Source organism: Thermodesulfovibrio thiophilus DSM 17215, assembly GCF_000423865.1.
Classification (GTDB): domain Bacteria; phylum Nitrospirota; class Thermodesulfovibrionia; order Thermodesulfovibrionales; family Thermodesulfovibrionaceae; genus Thermodesulfovibrio; species Thermodesulfovibrio thiophilus.
In genome coordinates, this window is record NZ_AUIU01000012.1 from 11,425 (window position 1) to 32,265 (window position 20,841).

The window sequence follows — 20,841 nt, forward strand, 5'->3', positions numbered from 1 at the left end:
ATCCCTTTCAATCAAAGCTCTTGAATTCTTCAGGTAATCGGTGAGATAATCTTTCTAATTTTTAATAATAACACTTTTGCTCAATTATTAAGAATGTTTCAGTTGATCTAGGGATGCGGAGCTTTAGCTTGTAGCTAAAAGGTTAAAGAGAATAAAACTAAAGGTTAAAGATCGATATGATTTATAATAATTAAATGAAATCTGAAGATACAAAGCAGGAAGAATTTACTCCATTAATGCGTCAATATTTCAAGATTAAAGAACAATATAAAGATGTAATTATTTTTTTTCGTCTTGGTGATTTCTATGAAATGTTTGGAGAAGATGCCAGAATCGCATCCAAAATCTTACAAATAACGCTAACTTCAAGGGACAGAAAAGACAGAGCAATTCCGATGTGTGGTGTTCCTTATTTTGCAGCAAATTCATATATTGAAAAACTTTTACGAGAAGGATATAAGGTTGCAATATGCGAACAAATTGGTGATCCTAAAGCTTCAAAAGGTATAGTTGAAAGAGAAGTTATAAAGGTATTAACTCCTGGAACATATCTGCCAGAAGGAACAAAAGAAAATATTTACATAATGGCAGCATATCCTTTAAGAGGAAAAACAGGAATTGCAGTGGCGGATATTACTACAGGACAGTTTGTAATATATGAAAGCAGTAAAAATTTCATTGATGAAATTGAAAGATTTGAACCTAAAGAAATCTTACTTCCTTCAAGTATGAAAGACGTTTTTGAAATTGAAGGAATACATCAACACAAAACTTTTATAGAGGATTGGAAGTTTGACTATATGCTTGCATATAAAAACTTAACTAAGTATTTCAAAATAACATCTCTTAAGAGTTTTGGAATAGAAGATTTAGAGATGGCAGTATCAGCAGCAGGAGCACTTTTAAAATATCTTGAAGAAAATAAGCAACAAACTGAATTTAAAGAATTAAAATTACTGAATCTTTCTGAATTTATGCTCCTTGATAGTGCTACCAAAAAAAATCTGGAGATTTTAAATTCTCTTGATGGAAATAAAGAGGGATCTCTTTTCTGGGTTTTAGATGAGACAATGACTCCTATGGGCACTCGATTTTTAAAGAATGCTCTGTCTTCTCCACTTTTAAATAAGGAAGAAATTGAAAAAAAACTTGATGGAGTTGAAGCCTTTTACAGAGATTATGCATTAAGAAAGTTTATAGAGAATATTTTAAAAGATTTCCCTGACATTGAAAGACTCGCACTTAAAATTAAAGGAGAAAATATAAATCCGAGAGAAATCAAGGCATTAAAAGATGGACTAAAAAAAATTCCTGAAATAAAAAAACAACTGTTAAATAATGATTCTCAGGTGATTCATGATTTATTGAACTCACTTTGCGAACTTAATGACCTTATATCATTGATTGAAAGTGCCATTTCTGACAACCCTCCTAACACAATAAATGAAGGAGGGATCTTCAGAGATGGATACAACTCCATTATAGATGAACTTAGAACACTCACATCTCAGAGCAAAAACTACATTTTAAACATGGAGGCTGAGGAGCGAAAAAAGACTGGAATAAATTCTCTTAAAGTTGGCTATAACAGAATTTTTGGTTACTATATTGAAGTAACAAAATCAAATCTCCGTCTTGTTCCTTCAACCTACATAAGAAAGCAAACGCTTGCAAATGCTGAGAGATTTATAACAGAAGAACTCAAAGAGCTTGAGTCAAAAATACTTGGTGCCGAGGAAAGGCTTCAAACACTTGAACAGGAGCTTTTTATTGAACTGGTTAAAACAATGTCAACCTATACAGAGCAAATTCTTAAAAATGCCTATATAATTGGCTTTATTGATTTTCTTTGCTCTCTGGCAAAAGTTGCCTCAAAATATAATTACACAAGACCTCAGATCAATGAAGATGAAGTCATAGAAATAATTGAAGGAAGACATCCTGTAATTGAAAGACTAATTCAATTAGGGAAAATGCCTGATCAGAGATTCATTCCAAATGATTTATTAATTGGTACAGAGGAACAGAAAATTATTCTTCTTACAGGACCAAATATGGCAGGAAAATCAACCTACATGAGGCAGAATGCTCTGATTGTAGTTATGGCTCAGATTGGGTCGTTTGTTCCTGCAAAAACTGCAAATATAGGAATTGTGGATAGAATTTTTACACGAATAGGTGCTGCTGATTATCTTGCAAAGGGACAGAGCACATTTATGGTCGAAATGATAGAGACAGCCAATATTCTCAACAATGCAACATCAAAAAGTTTTATAATCTTTGACGAAGTCGGTAGAGGAACAAGCACTTTTGATGGAATAAGCATTGCGTGGTCAGTTGTTGAGTATATAGCTGAAAAAATAAAAGCGAGAACTTTATTTGCAACTCATTATCACGAGTTAACAGACATTGCATTCAATATTGATTGTATTAAAAATTACACTGTTGTTGTTAAGGAATGGGGAGATGAAATAATATTTTTAAGAAAAATAGAAAAAGGCGGTGCTGACAAAAGCTATGGCATTCAGGTTGCTCGTCTTGCAGGACTTCCGTATGAGATTTTAAACAGAGCAAAGCAGATACTGCAACAACTTGAAAAAAAGGAGTTTCAAACATTCAGGTCAAGAGCAAGACAACTTGACCTGTTTTTCCAGGATGATCCGATTATTGCTGAAATAGCCAAAATTGATATAGAAAAGCTTTCACCTCAGAAGGCTTTAAAAAAATTGAAGGAACTTAAGGAGATGATAAAAAGTGATTAAAGCTGGACTCACAGGTAATATTGGAATGGGAAAAAGCACAGTAGCAGAACTTTTTCGCAAAGTGGGTGTTTATGTTATAAATACTGACCACATTGTAGATGAACTTTTCAATCAACCTGATATAGTTGATGAAATAAAAAAACTTTTTGGCGAAGATGCATTAACTGATGGTAAAGTTAACAAAAATTATATAGCCCGGATAGTCTTTGAAAATCCTCAGATGCGAATTTATCTTGAAAATATTCTACATCCAAAAGTTTTTGAACGAATTGATGAGATAATAAAAAACATTCCAACTCATGGAGAACCATCAATTGTGCTGATTGAAGCTCCACTTATTTTTGAAAGAGGCTATCAAAACAGGTTTGATGTCATAATTACAGTATATACCCCTGAAGAAACAGCTCTTGAAAGACTTGAAAAAAAAGGTATGTCAAAAGAAGAAGCTAAAAAAAGACTAAAAAGTCAATTTCCAATTGAGATGAAAAAATCAAAATCAGACTATATAATAGATAATTCGGGAACTGTTGAAGAAACAAAAGTTCAGGTTGAAAAAATATTTCAGGAACTTATCACACTGGAGAGAAAATATGCAGGTAATTAAAGAAATTAAAAAAATTGATTATCCAGAACCTGTGATTACCATTGGTAATTTTGATGGCGTTCACATAGGACACCAGAAAATTTTCGATTATATAAAAAGAAAAGCCAAACAGATTCAAGGAGCATCAGTAGTCATAACTTTTAATCCTCATCCAATTAAAGTACTATATAAAGAACATCCATTAAAGTTAATAACAACAAATGAAGACAAAATCAAGCTAATTGCACAATGCGGAGTAGACCTCGTAATTTCTATTCCTTTTACACAGAAATTCGCACAAATCGAACCAGAGGATTTTGTAAAAAATATTCTGGTTGATAACTTAAATGCAAAATGGATTGTTATTGGCTATGATTATAAATTCGGTAAAGGCAGAAAAGGAGACCGAGAGCTTCTTACCAAACTTGGGAAAATATACGGATTCAGGGTAACAGTACTTAAAGCATATAAAAAAAATGGGAAAATATTGAGCAGTACCGCTGTACGAAATGCTCTTTTTGAAGGCAATATCAAAGAAGCAAGCCAATTTCTTGGCAGAGCATATCACATAGATGGTGAAGTGATAAAAGGTGCAGGAAGAGGCTCATCAATTCTTGGATATCCCACAGCAAACATTGTCCCAAAGCAAGAGATAATCCCAAAAGAAGGAGTATATGCAGTTAAAGTTACAATCCCTTTCCTGAATAATAAAAATTCTGATAGTTACAAAACATTAAAGGGAGTTGCAAATATAGGGAACAACCCCACATTTGGCAATATTAATATAAACTATGAGGTTCATATTCTCGATTTTAAAGAAAATTTGCTTGGTAAAACAGTAAGAGTCCATTTTATTGAAAGACTTCGCGATGAAAAAAGATTTATATCACCCGAGGAGCTTAAATATAATATCGCAAGAGATATTGAAGTGGCAGAAAAAATTTTTAAAAAAGACAGGACAAAGTTATTTTTAGATTTTTAAACTTACAGGATCTACTTCAACTTTTATTGCAATCTCCTTGAAATTTATAAGTTTTCCAAGAGCAGTAGTTAAATCTTCAGTAAGTTTTCTCTTGTCTTTAGAGCGAAGGATAAAAACAAATTCATCTGTGTTTGTATGTTTTAAAGGTCCAATAACTTCTCCTGTTATGTGAGTTTTTAAAAACTCTTTAAGTTTATCTAAGGTTTCCTTTAAACCGGTTTTTTTAAGTTTCACCATCAATTTAACAATTCTTGAAAATGGCGGAAAATCTGTCTCTTTGCGATGTTTTAGCTCATAAAGATAAAAATCTTTAAAATTATAAGAGCGAATAAATTTAAAAATATCAGCTGTGGGATTTCTTGTCTGAATAAATAAACTTCCGTTTTCTTTAACCAGCTGACTTATTGATAAAACTCTTGCAAAAGCATTTTCAAGAGTTCTGTAATCAGGGATAGAAATAAAAAAATCAAAATCTAGAATAATAGCTCCTTTAAATCTTGAATGATATCCTGTTTTTATTTTGCCTGCCTGACCCACACAAATTCCATGAACTTTTTCAGAGTTTAAGTCAATTTCGTTAATCTCTGTTTGTTTTTTTGAAAAAATCTGTTTAAGTTCATCAATAATTCGTTCCACCCCTACTCCAACTGGATGGATATTCACTCCCATGCAGTAAGGACATTGTTCATACATTTTTATAACTCTGTTGCATCTAAAACATTCAAGCAATCCTGAAGACTTATGAAAAACCATACTGTATCCGCATTGTTCACATTTAATAACTTCCCTGCATTCTGAACATCTAATAAGACTATATCCACTTCTTGGAGAGGTAACTAAAATTCCTTCTTTATGATAGAGTTTTAAATAAAGCAATACCTCTGGATGAAAAATAGTTTGATAGGGTTGTCTTAGAATCTTTATATCAGGATGTTTTAACTGATTAAAATCATCAATAAGTTCATATTTGCCCCTCAAAGCATTATAGTAAGAAGTGGTTGATGGCATGAAATCAGTAAGAACAACAGGACAACACTCAATAAATCCTCTCATTACAGCACAATCTCTTGCATGGTACCGCGGAGTTTCTTCTGCTTTATAAAGCCAGCTTGACTCCTGTGCCAACATAATTAAAGAAAGCTTCTTTACAGGAGCAAATACAGCAAATCTTGTTCCCACAATAACCTTTACTTTATCTTCGATTATTTCTTTTATTGAAGATAAAAGCTCAGCACGTTTCATTTCACTGTGAAGAAGCACAGCCTGAATGTTACAGCCTTTCAAAAAATTGAATAATTTTTGAGCATCTTTTATTTCAGGTAGCACTAAAAGTATTGTTCCATCTGAAGATGAAATTGTCGTTACAACCTCAAGCATGAGTTTCATCTCATAAAAAAAATTCGGACAATGAATGAGAAATGTTTTATACTGCCCTTCCCTTTTGGTATCAATAATTTTTGAAAGAGTTTCATTATTTAAAAAACAGGATTCTAATTGAGGCAGAGCTGTCTTTTCTTCAGACAAGCTTTGTTTTTTTGATGTTCTTTTATAATTTTTACCTTTGATTAAGTGTATGACCTCTTCAAAAAAAGTAGATCTGACAACAGAACCTATTTCAGAAATGTAATAAAAACTCATCCATTTAAGAAACTCTATAAATTTTTTATTGTAAGCTTCACCAATTATGCTATGAATTTCTTTTGTCTGCGGTACTTCATCAGGTTTTTTGTCTAGTTTTTTAATAACAATTCCATCAACTACTCTGTTTTTTAATGGAACCTGAACTGCAAATCCTGTCAAATCAATATCTTTATTAAAGTGATATGTAAGAATTTTTAACTTTAGCGGAACAGACACATTAAAATAAGGCATAAATAATTATACTCCATAAACATCCTGCTTTAGATACTTTTTCATAATTTAATAGAAATAGTTGCATTTATCAGCAATAATGTAATATATTTATAAATTATCGGGAATAATTTTTCGGAGGTTAAAATTGGTTAGGATAAGATTAATGCGTTTAGGAGCTAAAAAACAGCCCTTTTACAGAGTTGTTATAGCTGACGCAAAAAGCAGAAGAAATGGTCCTTTTATTGAAATTGTTGGAACATATAATCCAAAAACAGATCCGCCAGAAATTAATCTAAATATTGACAGGGTTAAATACTGGATTGAAAAAGGCGCTCAGCCGTCAGATACTGTTAAAAAATTAATTACACGCGTTTCTGCCTAACATACCCATTTGGGTATTTACTACTCTTTTGCACGGAGGTCAGATTATGAGCATGAAGACACTTATTGAAACAATGGCTAAGTCACTAGTTGACAAACCAGAGGAGGTTAAGGTTACCGAGATTGAAGGTGAAAAAACCACTGTATATGAGCTCAGAGTTGCTCCTAGCGATCTTGGAAAGGTAATTGGAAAACAGGGAAAAACTGCAAGGGCTATGAGGACAATACTTGGTGCTGCCGGCACAAAAGTTGGGAAAAGATGTGTCCTTGAAATTTTAGAATAGTCCTGGTAAAAACTTTGTAATAAAGGGCGTGAATTCACGCCCTTTCTTTTTATGAAAGAGTTTGACGTTTTAACAATATTTCCAGAACTAATAGAATGTTACCTCATACACGGAGTAATTGGCAAAGCATTAAACAAAGGGCTTGCAGAGGTAAAGATACATAATTTAAGAGACTTTACGTCTGATAAACATAAAAAGGTTGATGATTCTCCTTACGGAGGCGGAGCGGGGATGGTAATGCAGATAGAATCTTTCTATAATGTGATAAATTATATAAAAAGTGATGGACAACCAAGAAAAGTGGTTTTACTGTCTCCTCAGGGAAGAGTATTCAGTCAAAAAGTTGCACAGGAATTTTATAACGAAAATCAAGAATTGGTTTTAGTCTGTGGTAGATATGAAGGAATTGATGAAAGAATTAAAAATATTATTGATGAAGAAATCTCTATTGGAGATTATATTATAAGTGGTGGAGAATTGGCTGCTTTAGTTATAATAGATAGTATTGTGCGTTTGATTCCTGGTGCTTTGGGAGATGAATCTTCAGCAAAAGAGGATTCTTTTATGCGAGGGTTTTTGGATTACCCTCAATATACAAGACCCGAGGAGTTTAATGGAATGCGAGTTCCTGATGTTCTTTTAAGTGGAGATCATAAAAAAATAGCTCTCTGGAGAAAAAAAGAGGCATTGAGAAATACATTACAAAAAAGACCTGATTTATTAAAAAATTTATCTAATGAAGAAATGCAAATACTAAAGGAGCTTTGCTCTGAAATAAATAGAAACATTCTGGGGGTTCATGATGAATCAGTTTATAATTAAATCAATAGAAGAAAGATTTAAAAAACCTGAAATACCTAATTTCAAGCCAGGGGATACTGTAAAGGTTTACGTAAAGGTTAAAGAAGGTGATAAGGAAAGAATCCAGGTCTTCGAAGGTGTTGTTATAGCACGTAAGGGCGGAGGAATTAGAGAAACTTTCACAGTAAGAAAAATCTCCTTCGGAGTTGGAGTTGAACGTGTATTCCCTCTTCATAGTCCGATTATTGACAAAATTGAAGTTGTCAGAAGAGGAATTGTGAGAAGGTCCAAGCTATACTATCTCAGAACCAAGAAGGGTAAAGAGGCAAAGGTTAAAGAGAAGATGGATTATCAGAAGGCATGAGCCTTTTTGCCTTTGATGATTTATTTCGTAAACAGGGTTTAACAGTTATTGCTGGAATAGATGAAGCAGGTCGAGGTTCTCTTGCTGGTCCTGTTGTTGCAGGTTGTGTATGTTTTCTGGACAATGAAGTAATTGAAGGAATAAACGACTCAAAAAAGCTTACACTAAAGCAAAGAGAAACTCTTTTTAATGAAATACGTAAGCATGCTGCAGTTGGAATAGGTATTGTGGATGAAAATATTATTGATCAGATAAATATTCTGGAAGCTACCCGTCTTGCCATGCTCAGAGCTTTTAAAGATTTAAATAAAAATGTTGACCTTATACTCATCGATGCGTTAGAAATTCCAGAACTACAAAATATCAAACAAAAAGCGATCATAAAAGCAGACCAGAAAAGTGCTTCTGTAGCAGCAGCAAGCATTATTGCAAAAGTAACAAGGGATTTAATAATGAATAGCTACCATCAAATATATTGTAATTATGGATTTAATCAGCATAAAGGCTATGCTACAAAACAACATCTTGAGGCAATTAAAAAATTTGGACCATGCCCAATTCACAGACAGAGCTTTTCACCTGTAAGAGAATTAATGTTATTCTAAAACAATGAAGCGGCTTCATATAGATGTTAAAGGCGTTGTTCAGGGAGTTGGATTCAGGCCTTTTGTTTATAACCTTGCTTTAAAACTTAATCTCAAAGGATTTGTTACAAATACATCTCACGGAGTAACAATAGACTTAGAAGGAGAAAATATAGAGAAATTTTTATATATTCTCAGAAATGAACCTCCACCTCTTGCAAAAATATACTCTATTGAAACAGAAGAATTTCCTATCAACAACTACTCAACTTTTGAAATTGTTGAGAGCATAGATGATGCTGGATTTACTCATATTTCAGAAGATGTATCAATATGCGATGATTGTCTGAAAGAGCTTTTTAACCCTTCTGATAGAAGATATCTTTATCCATTTATAAACTGTACCAATTGTGGTCCGAGATATACAATTACAATTAAAGTTCCATATGACAGACCAAATACAACTATGTCTATTTTTAAAATGTGTCATGATTGTCTGACAGAGTATAAGGATCCTCTAAACAGGAGATTTCACGCCCAGCCAAATGCATGCCCGGTATGTGGTCCTGAAGTGAGTCTTTTTATTAAAACTTCAGAAGGATTTAAAGAAATTGCAAATCCATTTGTGGAATCGATAAGACTTATCAAGGAAGGCAAAATTGTTGCAATAAGAGGACTTGGAGGTTTTCAACTTTGTTGTGATGCAACAAATGCTGACGCTGTAGAGAATTTAAGAAAAAGAAAAAAAAGGAGTAATAAACCTTTTGCACTCATGGCTCCTTCACTACAATCTATAGGAAAATATTGTCTTTTATCTGAAAATGAAAAAAACATTCTTACCTCACCAATGAGACCTATTGTTCTTTTAAAGAAAAAAAATAAATGCAAACTTCCAGAGATCATTGCTCCAAAAAACTCCTGTATCGGGTTTATGCTACCATATACTCCTTTACATTATTTACTTTTTTACTATCCTATTGATTATACGCCTAATTTTAACAGAGCTAATCCTCACTTTGATGCCCTTGTGATGACAAGTGGAAATATTTCTGAAGAGCCAATCATAACAAAAAATGAAGAAGCCTTTGAAAAACTACAAAATGTTACAGATGCTTTTCTGATTCATAACAGGGAAATATTCATGCGTGTTGATGATTCTGTGGTGAGAGAGTTAAACGGAAAGATTTATTTTATAAGAAGAGCAAGAGGATTTGTTCCAAAGGCAATTCAACTTAAAGAAGAAATACCTGCAGTTTTAGGAGTAGGTGCTGATCTGAAAAACACCTTTACTCTTATCAAATCAAACTATGCCATAATGAGCCAGCATATTGGAGATATGGAGAACATTGAAACAGTTGAATTTTTTGAGGAAGTTTTAAATAATCTTAAATCGGTTTATAGAATTGAACCCGTTGCATTGGGATATGACCTGCATCCCGGATATTATTCATCTCAATGGGCAAAGGAGTACGGCAAAAAAACAGGTATTCAAAGATTTGCCCTTCAGCATCACTACTGCCACATTGCCTCTCTTATGGCTGAATATGGGTTAGATGAACTATTCGGGATAGCTTTTGATGGAACTGGATACGGCATTGATGGAAATATCTGGGGAAGCGAGTTTTTATACTGTGATATTAAAAATTTTCAAAGGCTTGCACATCTTAAACCTATTAGACTTCCTGGAGGAGAGCACGCCATTAAAGACTGCTCAAGAATTGCTCTATCATTGATTGGCGAAGCTTTTGGAGATGATTTTGATTTAATATCAAAACTACCTCTGTCTGAGGCAACTTCAGAGAACAAAATCAGGCAGATACTTAAATTAAAAAAAATTACACAATTTAGCCCTTCTTCATCAGGAATGGGAAGGTTTTTTGATGGAATTTCTTCATTGATTGGAGTTTCCCATTACAACAGTTTTGAAGCTGAAGCAGCAATAGCTCTTGAAAGTTCAATTTCTCAGGGAAAAGAGTTTTCCGATAAATATTGTTATGATTTCGAGTTTAAAAACTCTGAAGAAAATTCATCTATGGAAAATAGTTTAATCATTGACTACACGTTGATGATAAGACAGATAGTTGATGATCTTTTGCAAGGCGTTTCTATTTCAGATATTTCATGGAAATTTCATAATACTATCGTAAAGATTATAATTGAGTTAACAATATATTTTAAGGGAAAATACGGTTTTGACAGGCTTGGTTTGAGTGGAGGTGTTTTTCAGAATTCTTATTTAGTTAGAGAAACTATCAAGATTTTAGAAAAAAACGGAATAAAACCATTAGTTCATATAAATGTTCCAGCCAATGATGCATGCATATCACTTGGTCAGGCTTATATTGTTGGTAAAAGACTTATAAGTTAAGGCATTTCGGAAATTTTAGCACTGTTTTCATGAAACCATGTCATCCAGCAAAGTTCTATTGGACGATATCCTGTTTTCTTTGCAAGAAGTTCGACAGTTTTAATAAACCTCATATTTTCATAAACAGGTTCATATTGAGCCTGAATGAGAATGTCGTTTATCACTTTTTTTACAATTTTATCCGGCATAACTGTATCAACTCCTCCCATCATTCTCAGATATTGATAAGAAATCAGTCCAACACCTTTGATTTTTGCAACAGGGTCATTCATCCAGTTTTCTAAAAATGAATTATTTGCCCATAATCTCAAAGATTCTCTATCATTTTCTGATACGGTGGATAAGAATTTTGCAATTTCACAAGCAACATGCCAGGAGCGAATATTTTTCCATATATGAAATGCTTCTTTATAGTTAAACTGAGCAAAGGATGAAAGAGAATTTATTCTTCCAGTTTTTATAAATTCATTCTGAAAAATTTTAATTTTAGGTACAACAACATTAAAATAGCTTACTCCAACAGATGTAAACGCCATATCAAGAACCATCAATACGACATTTCCTTGCCATCGTTCAGTATTCAGACATCTGTCACAGATTTCTCTCAGTATATTAAAATTTGTCATATTACTATCAATCAATTTTTTTAATTTCATTTTTCAATACAAACAATCAACTGTTCATTATAATTAAAACACAATTCAGCCTATGAAAATTACAATGTATACTATAATTTTAAGCATTATGTTACCGATATTTCAATTTACAATAATGAATTTACTTCACAGCAAATTTATTTTTATTTTTGTGCTTTTAGTAATAATGCTCGGTATTGGTACAACAGGCTATATGATTATTGAAGATATGAATTTTATTGACACACTTTATATGACAGTAATCACACTTGCAACAGTTGGATTTAAGGAAGTTAAAGAACTCAGTCCATCTGGTAAAATCTTTACCATTTTCCTTATATTGGGCGGATTTGGAGTTTTTACATATACACTTACAACAGGAGCAAGAATAATTATTGAAGGAGAAATAAAGGAGGTTTTTAAAAAAAGAAAAATGAAAAAAAAGATTGAAGAGTTGTCAGGACATTATATAGTTTGTGGATATGGTAGAATGGGAAGTATTATAGTTAAAGAATTGATGGCAAGTAATGTTAAAGGTTGTTGTTATTGAAAAAAATAAATCTAATCTTCCTGAAAGTGACATTTTCATTTATGTTGAAGGTGATGCAACAAATGATGAGATTTTAAAAAATGCAGGCATTGAAAAAGCTGATGATCTACTAACAGTTTTGCCATCTGATGCAGAAAATCTATATGTAGTTTTAAGTGCAAGAGAATTGAATCCAAATCTACTCATCGTTGCAAGAGCGATTAATAAAGAGGCAGAACATAAACTTAAAAGAGCTGGTGCAAATAAAGTTGTCTCACCATAATATTTTATTGGAGGATTAAAAATTGCCCCTACTGTGCTAAGACCTAATGTGATTGATTTTCTTGAATTTACAACACGTTCAGAGTATTTAGAGATTCAGATATAAGAAGTCGAAGTTTCTCCACAATCAAGTCTTGTTGGTAAAACAATTGCACAGACCGAAATAGGCAGAGATATTGGAGTAATTATAGTTGGAATAAAACGAGTTGATGGAACAATGCAATTCAATCCAAACTCGCAAACATTGATTCAAGAAAGAGATATTTTGATTGTAATAGGACAAACTGAAAAACTTTTAATACTTGAAAAGATTGTTAAGGGATGAGAGTTTGAATAAGCTTTATAGTTTTTTCTGTAGCACCTGATTTTGCTAAAAAAAGTTGATATGCTTTATCTCCAATCAACTCTCTGAGTTCAGCATTTTTTACTAATTCCTTCATGATATTCAAAAGAGAATTTTCATCAGCCATCAAGCAGGCTTTTTCTGTTAAAAATTGTTCTATAAATGGAAAGTTATGCATATGTGGGCCACAAATTATAGGCTTTTGCCAGTAAGCTGGTTCAAGAGGATTCTGTCCTCCATGAGGGATAAAGCTCCCTCCTATTATGGCGATATCGGAAACTCTGTAAAGAGAGCCAAGTATTCCCATTTGATCAACAAGAATTATACAGGCTGAAGAACTAAGATTTAGATCTGATGGTAAACCGCTCAATCTAGAAAAAAATATATTATAGTTTGCCAAGGATTTTATCTTACGTTTTATTAAACCTTCAACATTCTCAAATCGTTCTGGATGCCTTGGAGCAATAAGCAAACTTACTGGCATATTGAGTTTTAAAAAAGCATCTAATATAATTTCTTCCTCTGATTCATGCGTACTTCCAGCAACTATAACAGGATGAGGAATCCTATCTTCCCATGTAAAAACAATTTTTTCTAATTCAATATCAAACTTCATATTTCCGGTTACGTAAATTTTCGATTGATCTGCACCCAGATTAATAAACCGCTCTCTGTAACCATCTTCCTGAACACATATAATGCTGAATTTATTAAGCAAAGGCTTTATAAAAAACTTAATTTTTCCGTAACCTTTATAGGATTTCTCACTCAATCTACCATTGATAAGCATCAATGGCAGATTTTGAGATACAATTCGCATTAGATTAGGCCAGAGTTCTGTCTCAGTGAGCATAACAAAAGATGGATTAAAATGCTTGAGAGTTTTATTAATGGCATAAGGAATATCAAAAGGCATATATATCACATTTACAGAACAGTCTTTAAATCTATCTCTTGCAACCTTTTGTCCGGTATCAGTAATTGTACTTAAAACAATATCATATTTTGATGTGAGCTTTTTTATAAGATTTGATACTGCAATTACTTCACCAACTGAAACAGCATGAATCCATATCGTAAGTTTTTGACTATTTTTCACTATTTTTGTATTATTGTCTTTAAAAAATCCAAACTTTTCCTTTAACCAGCGATTTCTTATACTTGATGGCCTTTTTAAATATTCTTTTGGAAGCAATATTAAAATAGAGATTAAGTATAAAAAACTATAGATTAAAAAAGCTGTCTGCATATTTCTGCAACTTCTCTTGAAGCTTCTTTTGTAATAAAGTGTCTTCTGATATTATCGAGAAAATTAATAATATTTTCTCGATAATTGTTATCATAAAGCAACAAATTTATTTCTTTTGCAATTTTTCTACTGTCAAGTTTTTGAATAAATTCTTTAACCCTGATATCACCTATCTTCATAAAATCAGCAATTACATTCGGCAGAGCAATATGTTTAACACCTTTTATAATAGTCCTACCAATCAAATATGATAAAGGATTCATCCTATAAATAACAGCCATAGGAATTTTAAGAAGAGCTGCCTGCAGAGTTGATGTTCCAGATGTAATTACTGCCACATCGCTCATTGCAAGTGCGGTAAAAGACTGTTCATTGAAAATGGTCACATTCCCTGAAGATGTAATTTGTTTTAGAATAGTTTCACTGAAATCAATATTTGGTGCTTTTGGTATTATAAAATGCGTTGTTTCACAATCAAAATATTTCATAAGTTTTAACATTAATGGCATTTTTCTTTTTATTTCACCAGGTCTGCTACCAGGCATTAGTGTAATTACTGTTTTTTGGTTGATATCAAATTTATCTCTCAGTACTTTTTTATCCTGAAGTTTAAAATCTTCTATCTTATTTATGTTCAGCTCTTTCATCATTGCCTCAAGCATGGGATGTCCTACGAATTTTACAGGAATACCTGCTTTTTTATATATCGCTTCTTCAAAAGGTAAAACAACTGCCATATAGTCAATAACTTCTTTAATTGTATTTATCCTTCCTTTTCTCCATGCCCAGATTTGTGGACTTACATAGTAAAGAACTCTTTTACCGAGTTCTTTAGCTTTTCTTGCAAGAGGAATATTAAAATCCGGGTAATCAATCAGTATAACTCCCTGAACTTCTTTTAATGCTCTTGTAGCAATCTCCATATTTCTTTTTAATTTTTTCAACTGACCAAGCACTTCAAATACTCCTAAAGAATGGGTAATTTCTCCAACAAGTTTTATTCCAGCTTGAGCCATATGTTTTCCACCTATACCAATAAGTTCAAAATCTTTATTTAAATAAGGAGCAAGCAGAGAGCCGTAAATCTCTCCTGAAGATTCTCCCGCAACTATTAAGAGTCTTGGAGACATCTCAGAATAATTTGCGATATTTCATAAACTTCCTCATCTGGAAGTTCAGGATAAATTGGCAGGGACAGAATATCCTTTGAAATTTCTTCGGCCACAGGAAAATCACCCTCTTTATAACCAAGAAAACTGAGTGCTTTCTGAAGATGCAAAGGAATTGGATAATAAACAACGGAAGGGATGTCATGTCTTAATAAAGTTTCCTTTATTGTTTCTCTGTATTGTGAAAGTATACTATAAATATGATAAACATGATAAAAATTATTCTGTTCTTCAGGTGTGATTACAATGTTACTTAAATACTTTGTGTAAAGCTCTGCTTTTTTTCTTCTCTGTTCGTTATATTCATCTAAATGTTTTAGTTTAATACGTAAAACCCCAGCCTGAATCTCATCAAGCCTTGAGTTTAATCCAACTGTTTCATGAATATATCTACCTGGAGAGCCGTGATTTCGAAGAACTCTTATCTTCTGCGCTATTTCTAAATCATTTGTTACAACCATACCACCATCACCAAAGCAGCCAAGATTTTTACTTGGATAAAAACTAAAGCAACCAATATCTCCAAAACTACCAGCTTTTTTATTTCCTATTCTTGCACCAAATGCCTGTGCAGCATCTTCAATGATTTTTAATCCATAATTTTTTGCAATCTGATTGATTTTTATCATATCAGCAGGATAACCAAATATATGAACCGGAATAATTGCCTTTGTATGTGGTGTGATTTTGTCTTCTATTTTTGAAGAGTCAATATTAAAAGTTTTCTCATCAATATCAACAAAAACAGGTTTCGCACCAACGTATAGTATTGCTTCAACAGTGGCAAAAAATGTAAAAGGTGTTGTTATTACTTCATCACCCTTCCCTATATTGAAAGCTCTCAACGCAAGATGCAGCGCATCAGTACCAGAGGCAACTCCTATTGCATCCGCAACTGAAAGATAAGATTTAATCTCTTCTTCAAATGATTTTACATTTTTACCTAGTATATAATGAGAACTTTCAAGAATATCATTTATACATATTAATATTTCCTCTTTAATATTCCTATATTGTGCCTGCAGATCAATGAATGGCTTCATATCAGTGTGTTCCTCCGTTTATTTTTTCTATTAATTTTATTGTGTTAATAATATCATCAGGTGAAGCAGCATGTATTGAATACTTTCTCTGTCTAACAGAGTTTAAAAAATCCCTTATTTCATCATATAAAGGGTGGGTGTCCTTATTTTTTACAGTAAGTTCAGTTAACTGCCCTTTTTTATCAACTTTTACTAGTGTTTTATTGATTAAGTCTGCATATAAAACATTGGCTGATTGAATAACAGAGAATTTTCTCCTGACATCAGAAGAAATCCTGCTTGCTGTAAGAGAAACTTCAACTGTATCGTTATAATTAACAAACTCTAACCATGCCCTGGCATAATCAATCTTTGAAGTGATAATACTCTGGGTAAAAACTTTTAAATCGGTTAATTTTAAATTCTCTGATTTTTTAAGAATCATCAATACTAAATCAATGTCATGAATCATGAGATCATAAGTAACATCTGTATCAATACCTCTTCCTGAAAAAGGAGAAAGTCTCTCTGCATGAATAAAAAGCGGATTTTCAACATACTCAAGAAGGCTTTTCATTACAGGATTGTATCTTTCTATCAAACCAACCTGCATTATTATATTATGTTTCGTTGCTTCATCAAAAATTTTTTCTGCAAAACCAGGATTCTCAGTCAGTGGTTTTTCTATAAAAATAGATTTTTTCTCTTTTATTAAATCCATTGCTATATCAAAATGCGTAATAGTTGGGGTTACAATAAAAAATATATCCGCAGATTTTAATAAGTTTTCATAAACGGTATAATATCGCAATCCATACTTTTGCCCGATCTCTTGAGCCCTGCTAATATCTGTATCTACGATACCAACAATTTCAACGTCAGGCATCTGAGTAAGCATTTTTATATGTTTCTGGCCAAAATAACCAGCACCTATAACAGCAACTTTAAACTTCATCTATGATTTTTTCAATCTCCTTTTTGGCTTTTTTAAAACCATATTGTCTCAAAATTGACACAATTTTTTCAGACGCTATATTTCTAAAAATTGCCTGTCTTTTTTTGCTGTCAGATATCTGTCCCTGAATCTTTTTTCTGATCTGTTTAAGATATTTCAAATATGAAGCAAATTCTTTGCCATATAATTTTGAGATTTCATTTTTTATAACTCTACTTAATGCAGGAAAATCAGTTGAAACTGCTATAGTTAAATCTCCCTTTCTTAGGATAGCTGGAACCGTATATACGATACCAGAAATATTACGCAGCTTTGAGGTCTCAACAGAGTTGATCAGAAAACTTGAGTCCTTTGCTATCTTAATATTTGTCTGTTTATCGGATGTAGCTGCTACAACTAAAATCGCATCTTCAACATCTTTTTTTATATATTTTCTTTTTATATATTTTATTTTTCCAGTACTAACTTTTTTTTGAATATAATCAGTAATATCAGGACTTATTACTGTAATCTGAGCCCCGTATTTAAGAAGAGTCTTTATCTTCCTTTCAGCAACAGCACCGCCGCCAATGACAACACATTTTTTACCTTTTATATTAATAAAAATAGGTAAAAATTCAGACATTTAGAGAATTCTTTCTGCCTTTTTTGTAAATTGACTATCAGGAAATTTTTGTTTAAGAAGGTTCACATACTGTTTCGTCATATCAATCATGTTCAGATTTTTATAAGAATCTGCAAGTAAGTATAGAGTTTCATCAAGGTCTTTAAAATCAGGATAATTTTTAACTATTCCTTCAAATCTGTCAACAGCAGCTTTATAAGAACCTTTTTTGTAGTAAAATTTGCCGATTATAAGCTCTCCCTCTGCTATAATGTTTCTGCATTTCTGAATTCTTAAAGGTAGAATCTCTTTATACGGATGTCTTGGATACATCTTCTCAAGCTTTAAAAACTCTTCCAATGCTTTCTGAGCTGTTCCTGCTCCTCTTTCAGCCCCATCTATTTGTCTGAAGTAAGCCATTGCAATACTGTACTGAGCATAAGGAGCATAAGTAGATTCTGGATAAATCTCTATAAATTTTCTGTACTCAACAATTGCAAGCTGAGGCTCATTTTCTTTTAAATATGAATCTGCTATCTTGAGCTGTGCTAAAGGAGCATACTCTTTTGCTGATTCTCTATTTTTTATTTCAAGAAGAAGTTTTCTTGCTTCTTCATACTCCTTTTTATTAATCAATTCATCTGCTTTTTGAAGATACGTAACAGGATTGAATTCCTCTTTTTTAACAGGTTCTTTGCCTCCACAACTTAACAACAATGATACCATAAAAACCATGACAAAAAATTTAAAAAACTTTTCAATTGTTGAATTAATAAGCAAAATCACCTTTTCCATAGAATTATTTAACCTGTTAATGGCTCATTTAGTCAAGATGTTCGTCTTATTTCAAAATATTGATATCCTTCAGGTTGTTCCCAAATTACTTCGATATTGTCAACTATTGCAGCTGGTGGACCCTGTTTACAGCGTTGTATTGCAAGGTTTATCTTTTTTTCTTCACCTTCGAAAACTGCTTCAACACGACCATCTGTTAAGTTTCTTACCCAGCCCTTAAGCCCCAGAGAATCAGCCACTTCCTTTGTAAAAGCACGAAAAAAAACTCCCTGAACCTTTCCACTAATAAATAAATGTGCTCTTTTCATGGTTTCTTACTCCTGCTAAATTTTTGTTAAAATGTAAGTACTTTATCAGCCTCAACAATTAATTCATAAAGATCATTCATATAGCCTATAGGACAGACTTCTGATCTCACAAGACCGTGAGTTTTCATGCACACTCCTCAAACGTACATATCTCCCTTAAACTTGTCAATCTCTGACTTAATATCGAACTGTTCGCTGCTGATCTGTTCAAAGCAAACTCCTTTACCAAGCATAAAAATGCTTACCCTATCACCCTTGTTTACAGCAGTATTTGCTAACCTCACAGCATTATAAACTTTTTCAGCATCATCTGTAGTAATAATAAATAAAATGTTCATAATCTTCCTCCTTTTTTTTAGTATCCTCTTAATTGCCTTAATCTTCTTTGAGCGTCTGCTTCCCATCCTCGTTTTCCGTCAGTGAGATTAAGTGCATTGGAGAGATTTTCAATAGCCTTACTTCTATCTCCTATTGACTGATAATCAATCCCAAGATAGTAATACAAATCGGGACTATCACTTATTAAAGATTTTGCTCTTTCCAGAATATTAATACTTTCATGCCATTGTCTCATTTGTAATAAGGCCAGTCCCTTGATAAACATAGGCTTAAAATACAGGTTATCAAGATCTATTGCTTTTTGGGCATCCTGTATGGCTTCAGGATATTTTTTTAAATAAAGATTTACAAGTGCTCTGTATGTATAAGCCATATTACTTCCGTAAACTTGAACTGCTTTATCAAGCAAATTAAGTGCATCATAATAATTTCGAGTTTTTATATATTTTTTAGCTTTTTCAACATAATCATAAGATTCTTTTGTTGTGTTCAGAATTTCTTGAATTTTATGAAATCTTTCACTGTCCTGTTTGAATCTGTATGAATCTGGATACTGTGTAGAAATCATTTTTTGAACATTATTTATTCTTGTATCTGGTAATGGATGAGTACTGAGCCACTCTACAGTTCCGGTTCTTTCCATTGTTTTAAACGTCTGAAACATTCCAAGAAGCCCTTCAGGATCATACCCGGCCTGATAGCTAAATCTCACACCAAGTGCGTCTGCCTCATTTTCCTGCTCTCGACTGAACTTGAGCTGCAGGAGTCCGGTTGAAACCTGAGCCAGACTCATAATTGCTGAAGAATATGAACTATTATGTAAAGCCACCCCAAGAATATTGAGCAGTATATTCATTCCAAACGATTTTTCAAGGAACTTTGCATGATGTCGTGCATTGATATGTCCAAGTTCATGAGCTATAACACCTGCAAGCTCGCTCTCTTTATTTATTTTGAGTAAAATTCCTCTTGTTATAAAAACAGGTCCGCCAGGAAGAGCAAAGGCATTTACCTCAGAAGAGTTTACAACATAAAATTGATAATCTATTCTTCTTGGAGTAATTGCTGCGATGCTCATTCCAATATCTCTTATATACCGTTGAATCTCTCTATCAGGATACAATCCATCGCTTTCATTTATTGCAGATGGAACTACTTTGTGTCCTATCTGAATTTCCTGCTGTGTTGAAAGAAGAGTATATACTCTCTGACCTGACAGTGGATCAATCTCTGAAACGCATGAAAAATTTAGAACTGAAAATATAGTAAGAATAAAAAGGCTAAATAATTTCTTCTTCATGAACTACTTCATTTTTAATTCTTTTTACAAGCTCTTCCAATGCTGGCAGGACCTCAGTACGAAACCTACCTGCTACAAGCACTTTCATTATATCATCTCCTATTTTTAATCTACCTTTATTTATCCAGACTCTGACTTCATAAATTCCTTCTCTTTTTTGTATTTCTTGAACTATATCACCAAGTCTTTGAGCATCATATGAGAGATACATCTCTTTTACAGACCTCCCATTTTTGGAAGTTGCTCTTACAATACCGTTATGAATAAGAATCATTCCAATTTTATCAATTTGTGGATGCTGTTTAATCTCTGTTATCCATTTATCAATCATTATTAATAGTTTAACAA

24 protein-coding genes are annotated in these 20,841 nt (G+C 32.7%); 12 read left to right on the forward strand and 12 right to left on the reverse strand.

Annotated elements, in window-relative coordinates:
- Positions 1–194: 194 nt before the first annotated feature.
- Genes mutS through G581_RS0102935 form a run of 3 tightly spaced genes read left to right on the forward strand, consistent with a single transcriptional unit; the run spans position 195 to position 4,327 of the window.
- Positions 195–2,762: a DNA mismatch repair protein MutS gene (gene mutS / locus G581_RS0102925; protein WP_028844534.1), complete on the forward strand. Its 2,568-nt coding sequence runs from the start codon at positions 195–197 to the stop codon at positions 2,760–2,762.
- Positions 2,755–3,366, forward strand: coding sequence for a dephospho-CoA kinase (gene coaE / locus G581_RS0102930; RefSeq protein WP_028844535.1), 612 nt, complete (start codon positions 2,755–2,757; stop codon positions 3,364–3,366). The genes mutS and coaE overlap by 8 nt, the downstream gene beginning before the upstream one ends.
- On the forward strand, positions 3,353–4,327 hold the full coding sequence (locus tag G581_RS0102935) for a bifunctional riboflavin kinase/FAD synthetase (protein WP_028844536.1): 975 nt from the start codon (positions 3,353–3,355) through the stop codon (positions 4,325–4,327). The genes coaE and G581_RS0102935 overlap by 14 nt, the downstream gene beginning before the upstream one ends.
- Here G581_RS0102935 and G581_RS0102940 read toward each other — a convergent pair.
- Complete coding sequence (locus tag G581_RS0102940; RefSeq protein WP_028844537.1) at positions 4,316–6,199, reverse strand: primosomal protein N' family DNA-binding protein; 1,884 nt, start codon at positions 6,197–6,199, stop codon at positions 4,316–4,318. The genes G581_RS0102935 and G581_RS0102940 overlap by 12 nt on opposite strands.
- Before the next feature lie 127 nt (positions 6,200–6,326).
- Between G581_RS0102940 and rpsP the strand changes: the two genes are divergently transcribed.
- The 6 genes from rpsP to hypF are packed head-to-tail and all read left to right on the forward strand — an operon-like array spanning position 6,327 to position 10,963.
- Positions 6,327–6,563 carry a 30S ribosomal protein S16 gene (rpsP, locus tag G581_RS0102945; RefSeq protein WP_028844538.1) on the forward strand — a complete coding sequence of 79 codons (237 nt, stop codon included), beginning with the start codon at positions 6,327–6,329 and terminating at the stop codon, positions 6,561–6,563.
- A 52-nt stretch (positions 6,564–6,615) separates the two neighbouring features.
- Entirely contained in the window at positions 6,616–6,846 is a 231-nt protein-coding gene (locus tag G581_RS0102950; RefSeq protein WP_028841925.1) for a KH domain-containing protein, read from the forward strand.
- Between the two features lie 51 nt (positions 6,847–6,897).
- Positions 6,898–7,668: a tRNA (guanosine(37)-N1)-methyltransferase TrmD gene (gene trmD, locus G581_RS0102955; RefSeq protein ID WP_028844539.1), complete on the forward strand. Its 771-nt coding sequence runs from the start codon at positions 6,898–6,900 to the stop codon at positions 7,666–7,668.
- Entirely contained in the window at positions 7,649–8,011 is a 363-nt protein-coding gene (gene rplS, locus G581_RS0102960; RefSeq protein ID WP_028844540.1) for a 50S ribosomal protein L19, read from the forward strand. The genes trmD and rplS overlap by 20 nt, the downstream gene beginning before the upstream one ends.
- The gene (locus G581_RS10390) at positions 8,008–8,616 is read left to right on the forward strand and encodes a ribonuclease HII (RefSeq protein WP_051178755.1); all 609 of its coding nucleotides are present in this window, start codon (positions 8,008–8,010) and stop codon (positions 8,614–8,616) included. Before rplS ends, G581_RS10390 begins: the two co-directional genes overlap by 4 nt.
- Before the next feature lie 4 nt (positions 8,617–8,620).
- Positions 8,621–10,963 (forward strand): carbamoyltransferase HypF, encoded by a 2,343-nt coding sequence (gene hypF, locus G581_RS0102970; protein ID WP_028844541.1) that lies wholly within the window; start codon positions 8,621–8,623, stop codon positions 10,961–10,963.
- Here hypF and G581_RS0102975 read toward each other — a convergent pair.
- Positions 10,960–11,619 (reverse strand): hypothetical protein, encoded by a 660-nt coding sequence (locus G581_RS0102975; protein ID WP_028844542.1) that lies wholly within the window; start codon positions 11,617–11,619, stop codon positions 10,960–10,962. The genes hypF and G581_RS0102975 overlap by 4 nt on opposite strands.
- A gap of 64 nt (positions 11,620–11,683) precedes the next feature.
- Here G581_RS0102975 and G581_RS12225 point away from each other — a divergent pair, with 64 nt between their 5' ends.
- From G581_RS12225 to G581_RS12235, 3 genes are all read left to right on the forward strand, one after another.
- Positions 11,684–12,148, forward strand: coding sequence for an ion channel (locus tag G581_RS12225; RefSeq protein WP_239639020.1), 465 nt, complete (start codon positions 11,684–11,686; stop codon positions 12,146–12,148).
- A complete protein-coding gene (locus tag G581_RS12230) occupies positions 12,126–12,410 on the forward strand; it encodes an NAD(P)-binding protein (protein WP_239639021.1) in 285 nt (94 codons plus the stop codon). The genes G581_RS12225 and G581_RS12230 overlap by 23 nt, the downstream gene beginning before the upstream one ends.
- A gap of 162 nt (positions 12,411–12,572) precedes the next feature.
- Complete coding sequence (locus G581_RS12235; protein WP_239639030.1) at positions 12,573–12,734, forward strand: TrkA C-terminal domain-containing protein; 162 nt, start codon at positions 12,573–12,575, stop codon at positions 12,732–12,734.
- On the opposite strand, the gene G581_RS0102985 is transcribed toward G581_RS12235, so the two are convergent.
- The 10 genes from G581_RS0102985 to G581_RS0103030 are packed head-to-tail and all read right to left on the reverse strand — an operon-like array spanning position 12,724 to position 20,824.
- Positions 12,724–14,001, reverse strand: coding sequence for a 3-deoxy-D-manno-octulosonic acid transferase (locus G581_RS0102985; protein ID WP_028844543.1), 1,278 nt, complete (start codon positions 13,999–14,001; stop codon positions 12,724–12,726). The genes G581_RS12235 and G581_RS0102985 overlap by 11 nt on opposite strands.
- Positions 13,983–15,131 carry a lipid-A-disaccharide synthase gene (gene lpxB / locus G581_RS0102990; RefSeq protein ID WP_028844544.1) on the reverse strand — a complete coding sequence of 383 codons (1,149 nt, stop codon included), beginning with the start codon at positions 15,129–15,131 and terminating at the stop codon, positions 13,983–13,985. Before lpxB ends, G581_RS0102985 begins: the two co-directional genes overlap by 19 nt.
- Positions 15,113–16,213 carry a DegT/DnrJ/EryC1/StrS family aminotransferase gene (locus G581_RS0102995; RefSeq protein ID WP_028844545.1) on the reverse strand — a complete coding sequence of 367 codons (1,101 nt, stop codon included), beginning with the start codon at positions 16,211–16,213 and terminating at the stop codon, positions 15,113–15,115. The genes lpxB and G581_RS0102995 overlap by 19 nt, the downstream gene beginning before the upstream one ends.
- A 1-nt stretch (position 16,214) precedes the next feature.
- Positions 16,215–17,147, reverse strand: coding sequence for a Gfo/Idh/MocA family protein (locus G581_RS10400; protein ID WP_051178757.1), 933 nt, complete (start codon positions 17,145–17,147; stop codon positions 16,215–16,217).
- Positions 17,137–17,772: a precorrin-2 dehydrogenase/sirohydrochlorin ferrochelatase family protein gene (locus tag G581_RS0103005; RefSeq protein ID WP_028844546.1), complete on the reverse strand. Its 636-nt coding sequence runs from the start codon at positions 17,770–17,772 to the stop codon at positions 17,137–17,139. The genes G581_RS10400 and G581_RS0103005 overlap by 11 nt, the downstream gene beginning before the upstream one ends.
- Positions 17,773–18,546 carry an outer membrane protein assembly factor BamD gene (locus G581_RS0103010; protein WP_028844547.1) on the reverse strand — a complete coding sequence of 258 codons (774 nt, stop codon included), beginning with the start codon at positions 18,544–18,546 and terminating at the stop codon, positions 17,773–17,775. It abuts the gene before it with no gap.
- 32 nt (positions 18,547–18,578) lie between these two features.
- Complete coding sequence (locus G581_RS0103015; RefSeq protein WP_028844548.1) at positions 18,579–18,854, reverse strand: acylphosphatase; 276 nt, start codon at positions 18,852–18,854, stop codon at positions 18,579–18,581.
- Between the two features lie 26 nt (positions 18,855–18,880).
- Positions 18,881–19,192, reverse strand: coding sequence for a DsrE family protein (locus G581_RS12310; RefSeq protein ID WP_275574434.1), 312 nt, complete (start codon positions 19,190–19,192; stop codon positions 18,881–18,883).
- A gap of 17 nt (positions 19,193–19,209) precedes the next feature.
- A complete protein-coding gene (locus G581_RS0103025; protein ID WP_028844549.1) occupies positions 19,210–20,493 on the reverse strand; it encodes a M48 family metalloprotease in 1,284 nt (427 codons plus the stop codon).
- Complete coding sequence (locus G581_RS0103030) at positions 20,474–20,824, reverse strand: molybdenum cofactor biosynthesis protein MoaE (RefSeq protein WP_028844550.1); 351 nt, start codon at positions 20,822–20,824, stop codon at positions 20,474–20,476. The genes G581_RS0103025 and G581_RS0103030 overlap by 20 nt, the downstream gene beginning before the upstream one ends.
- Positions 20,825–20,841 lie beyond the last annotated feature (17 nt).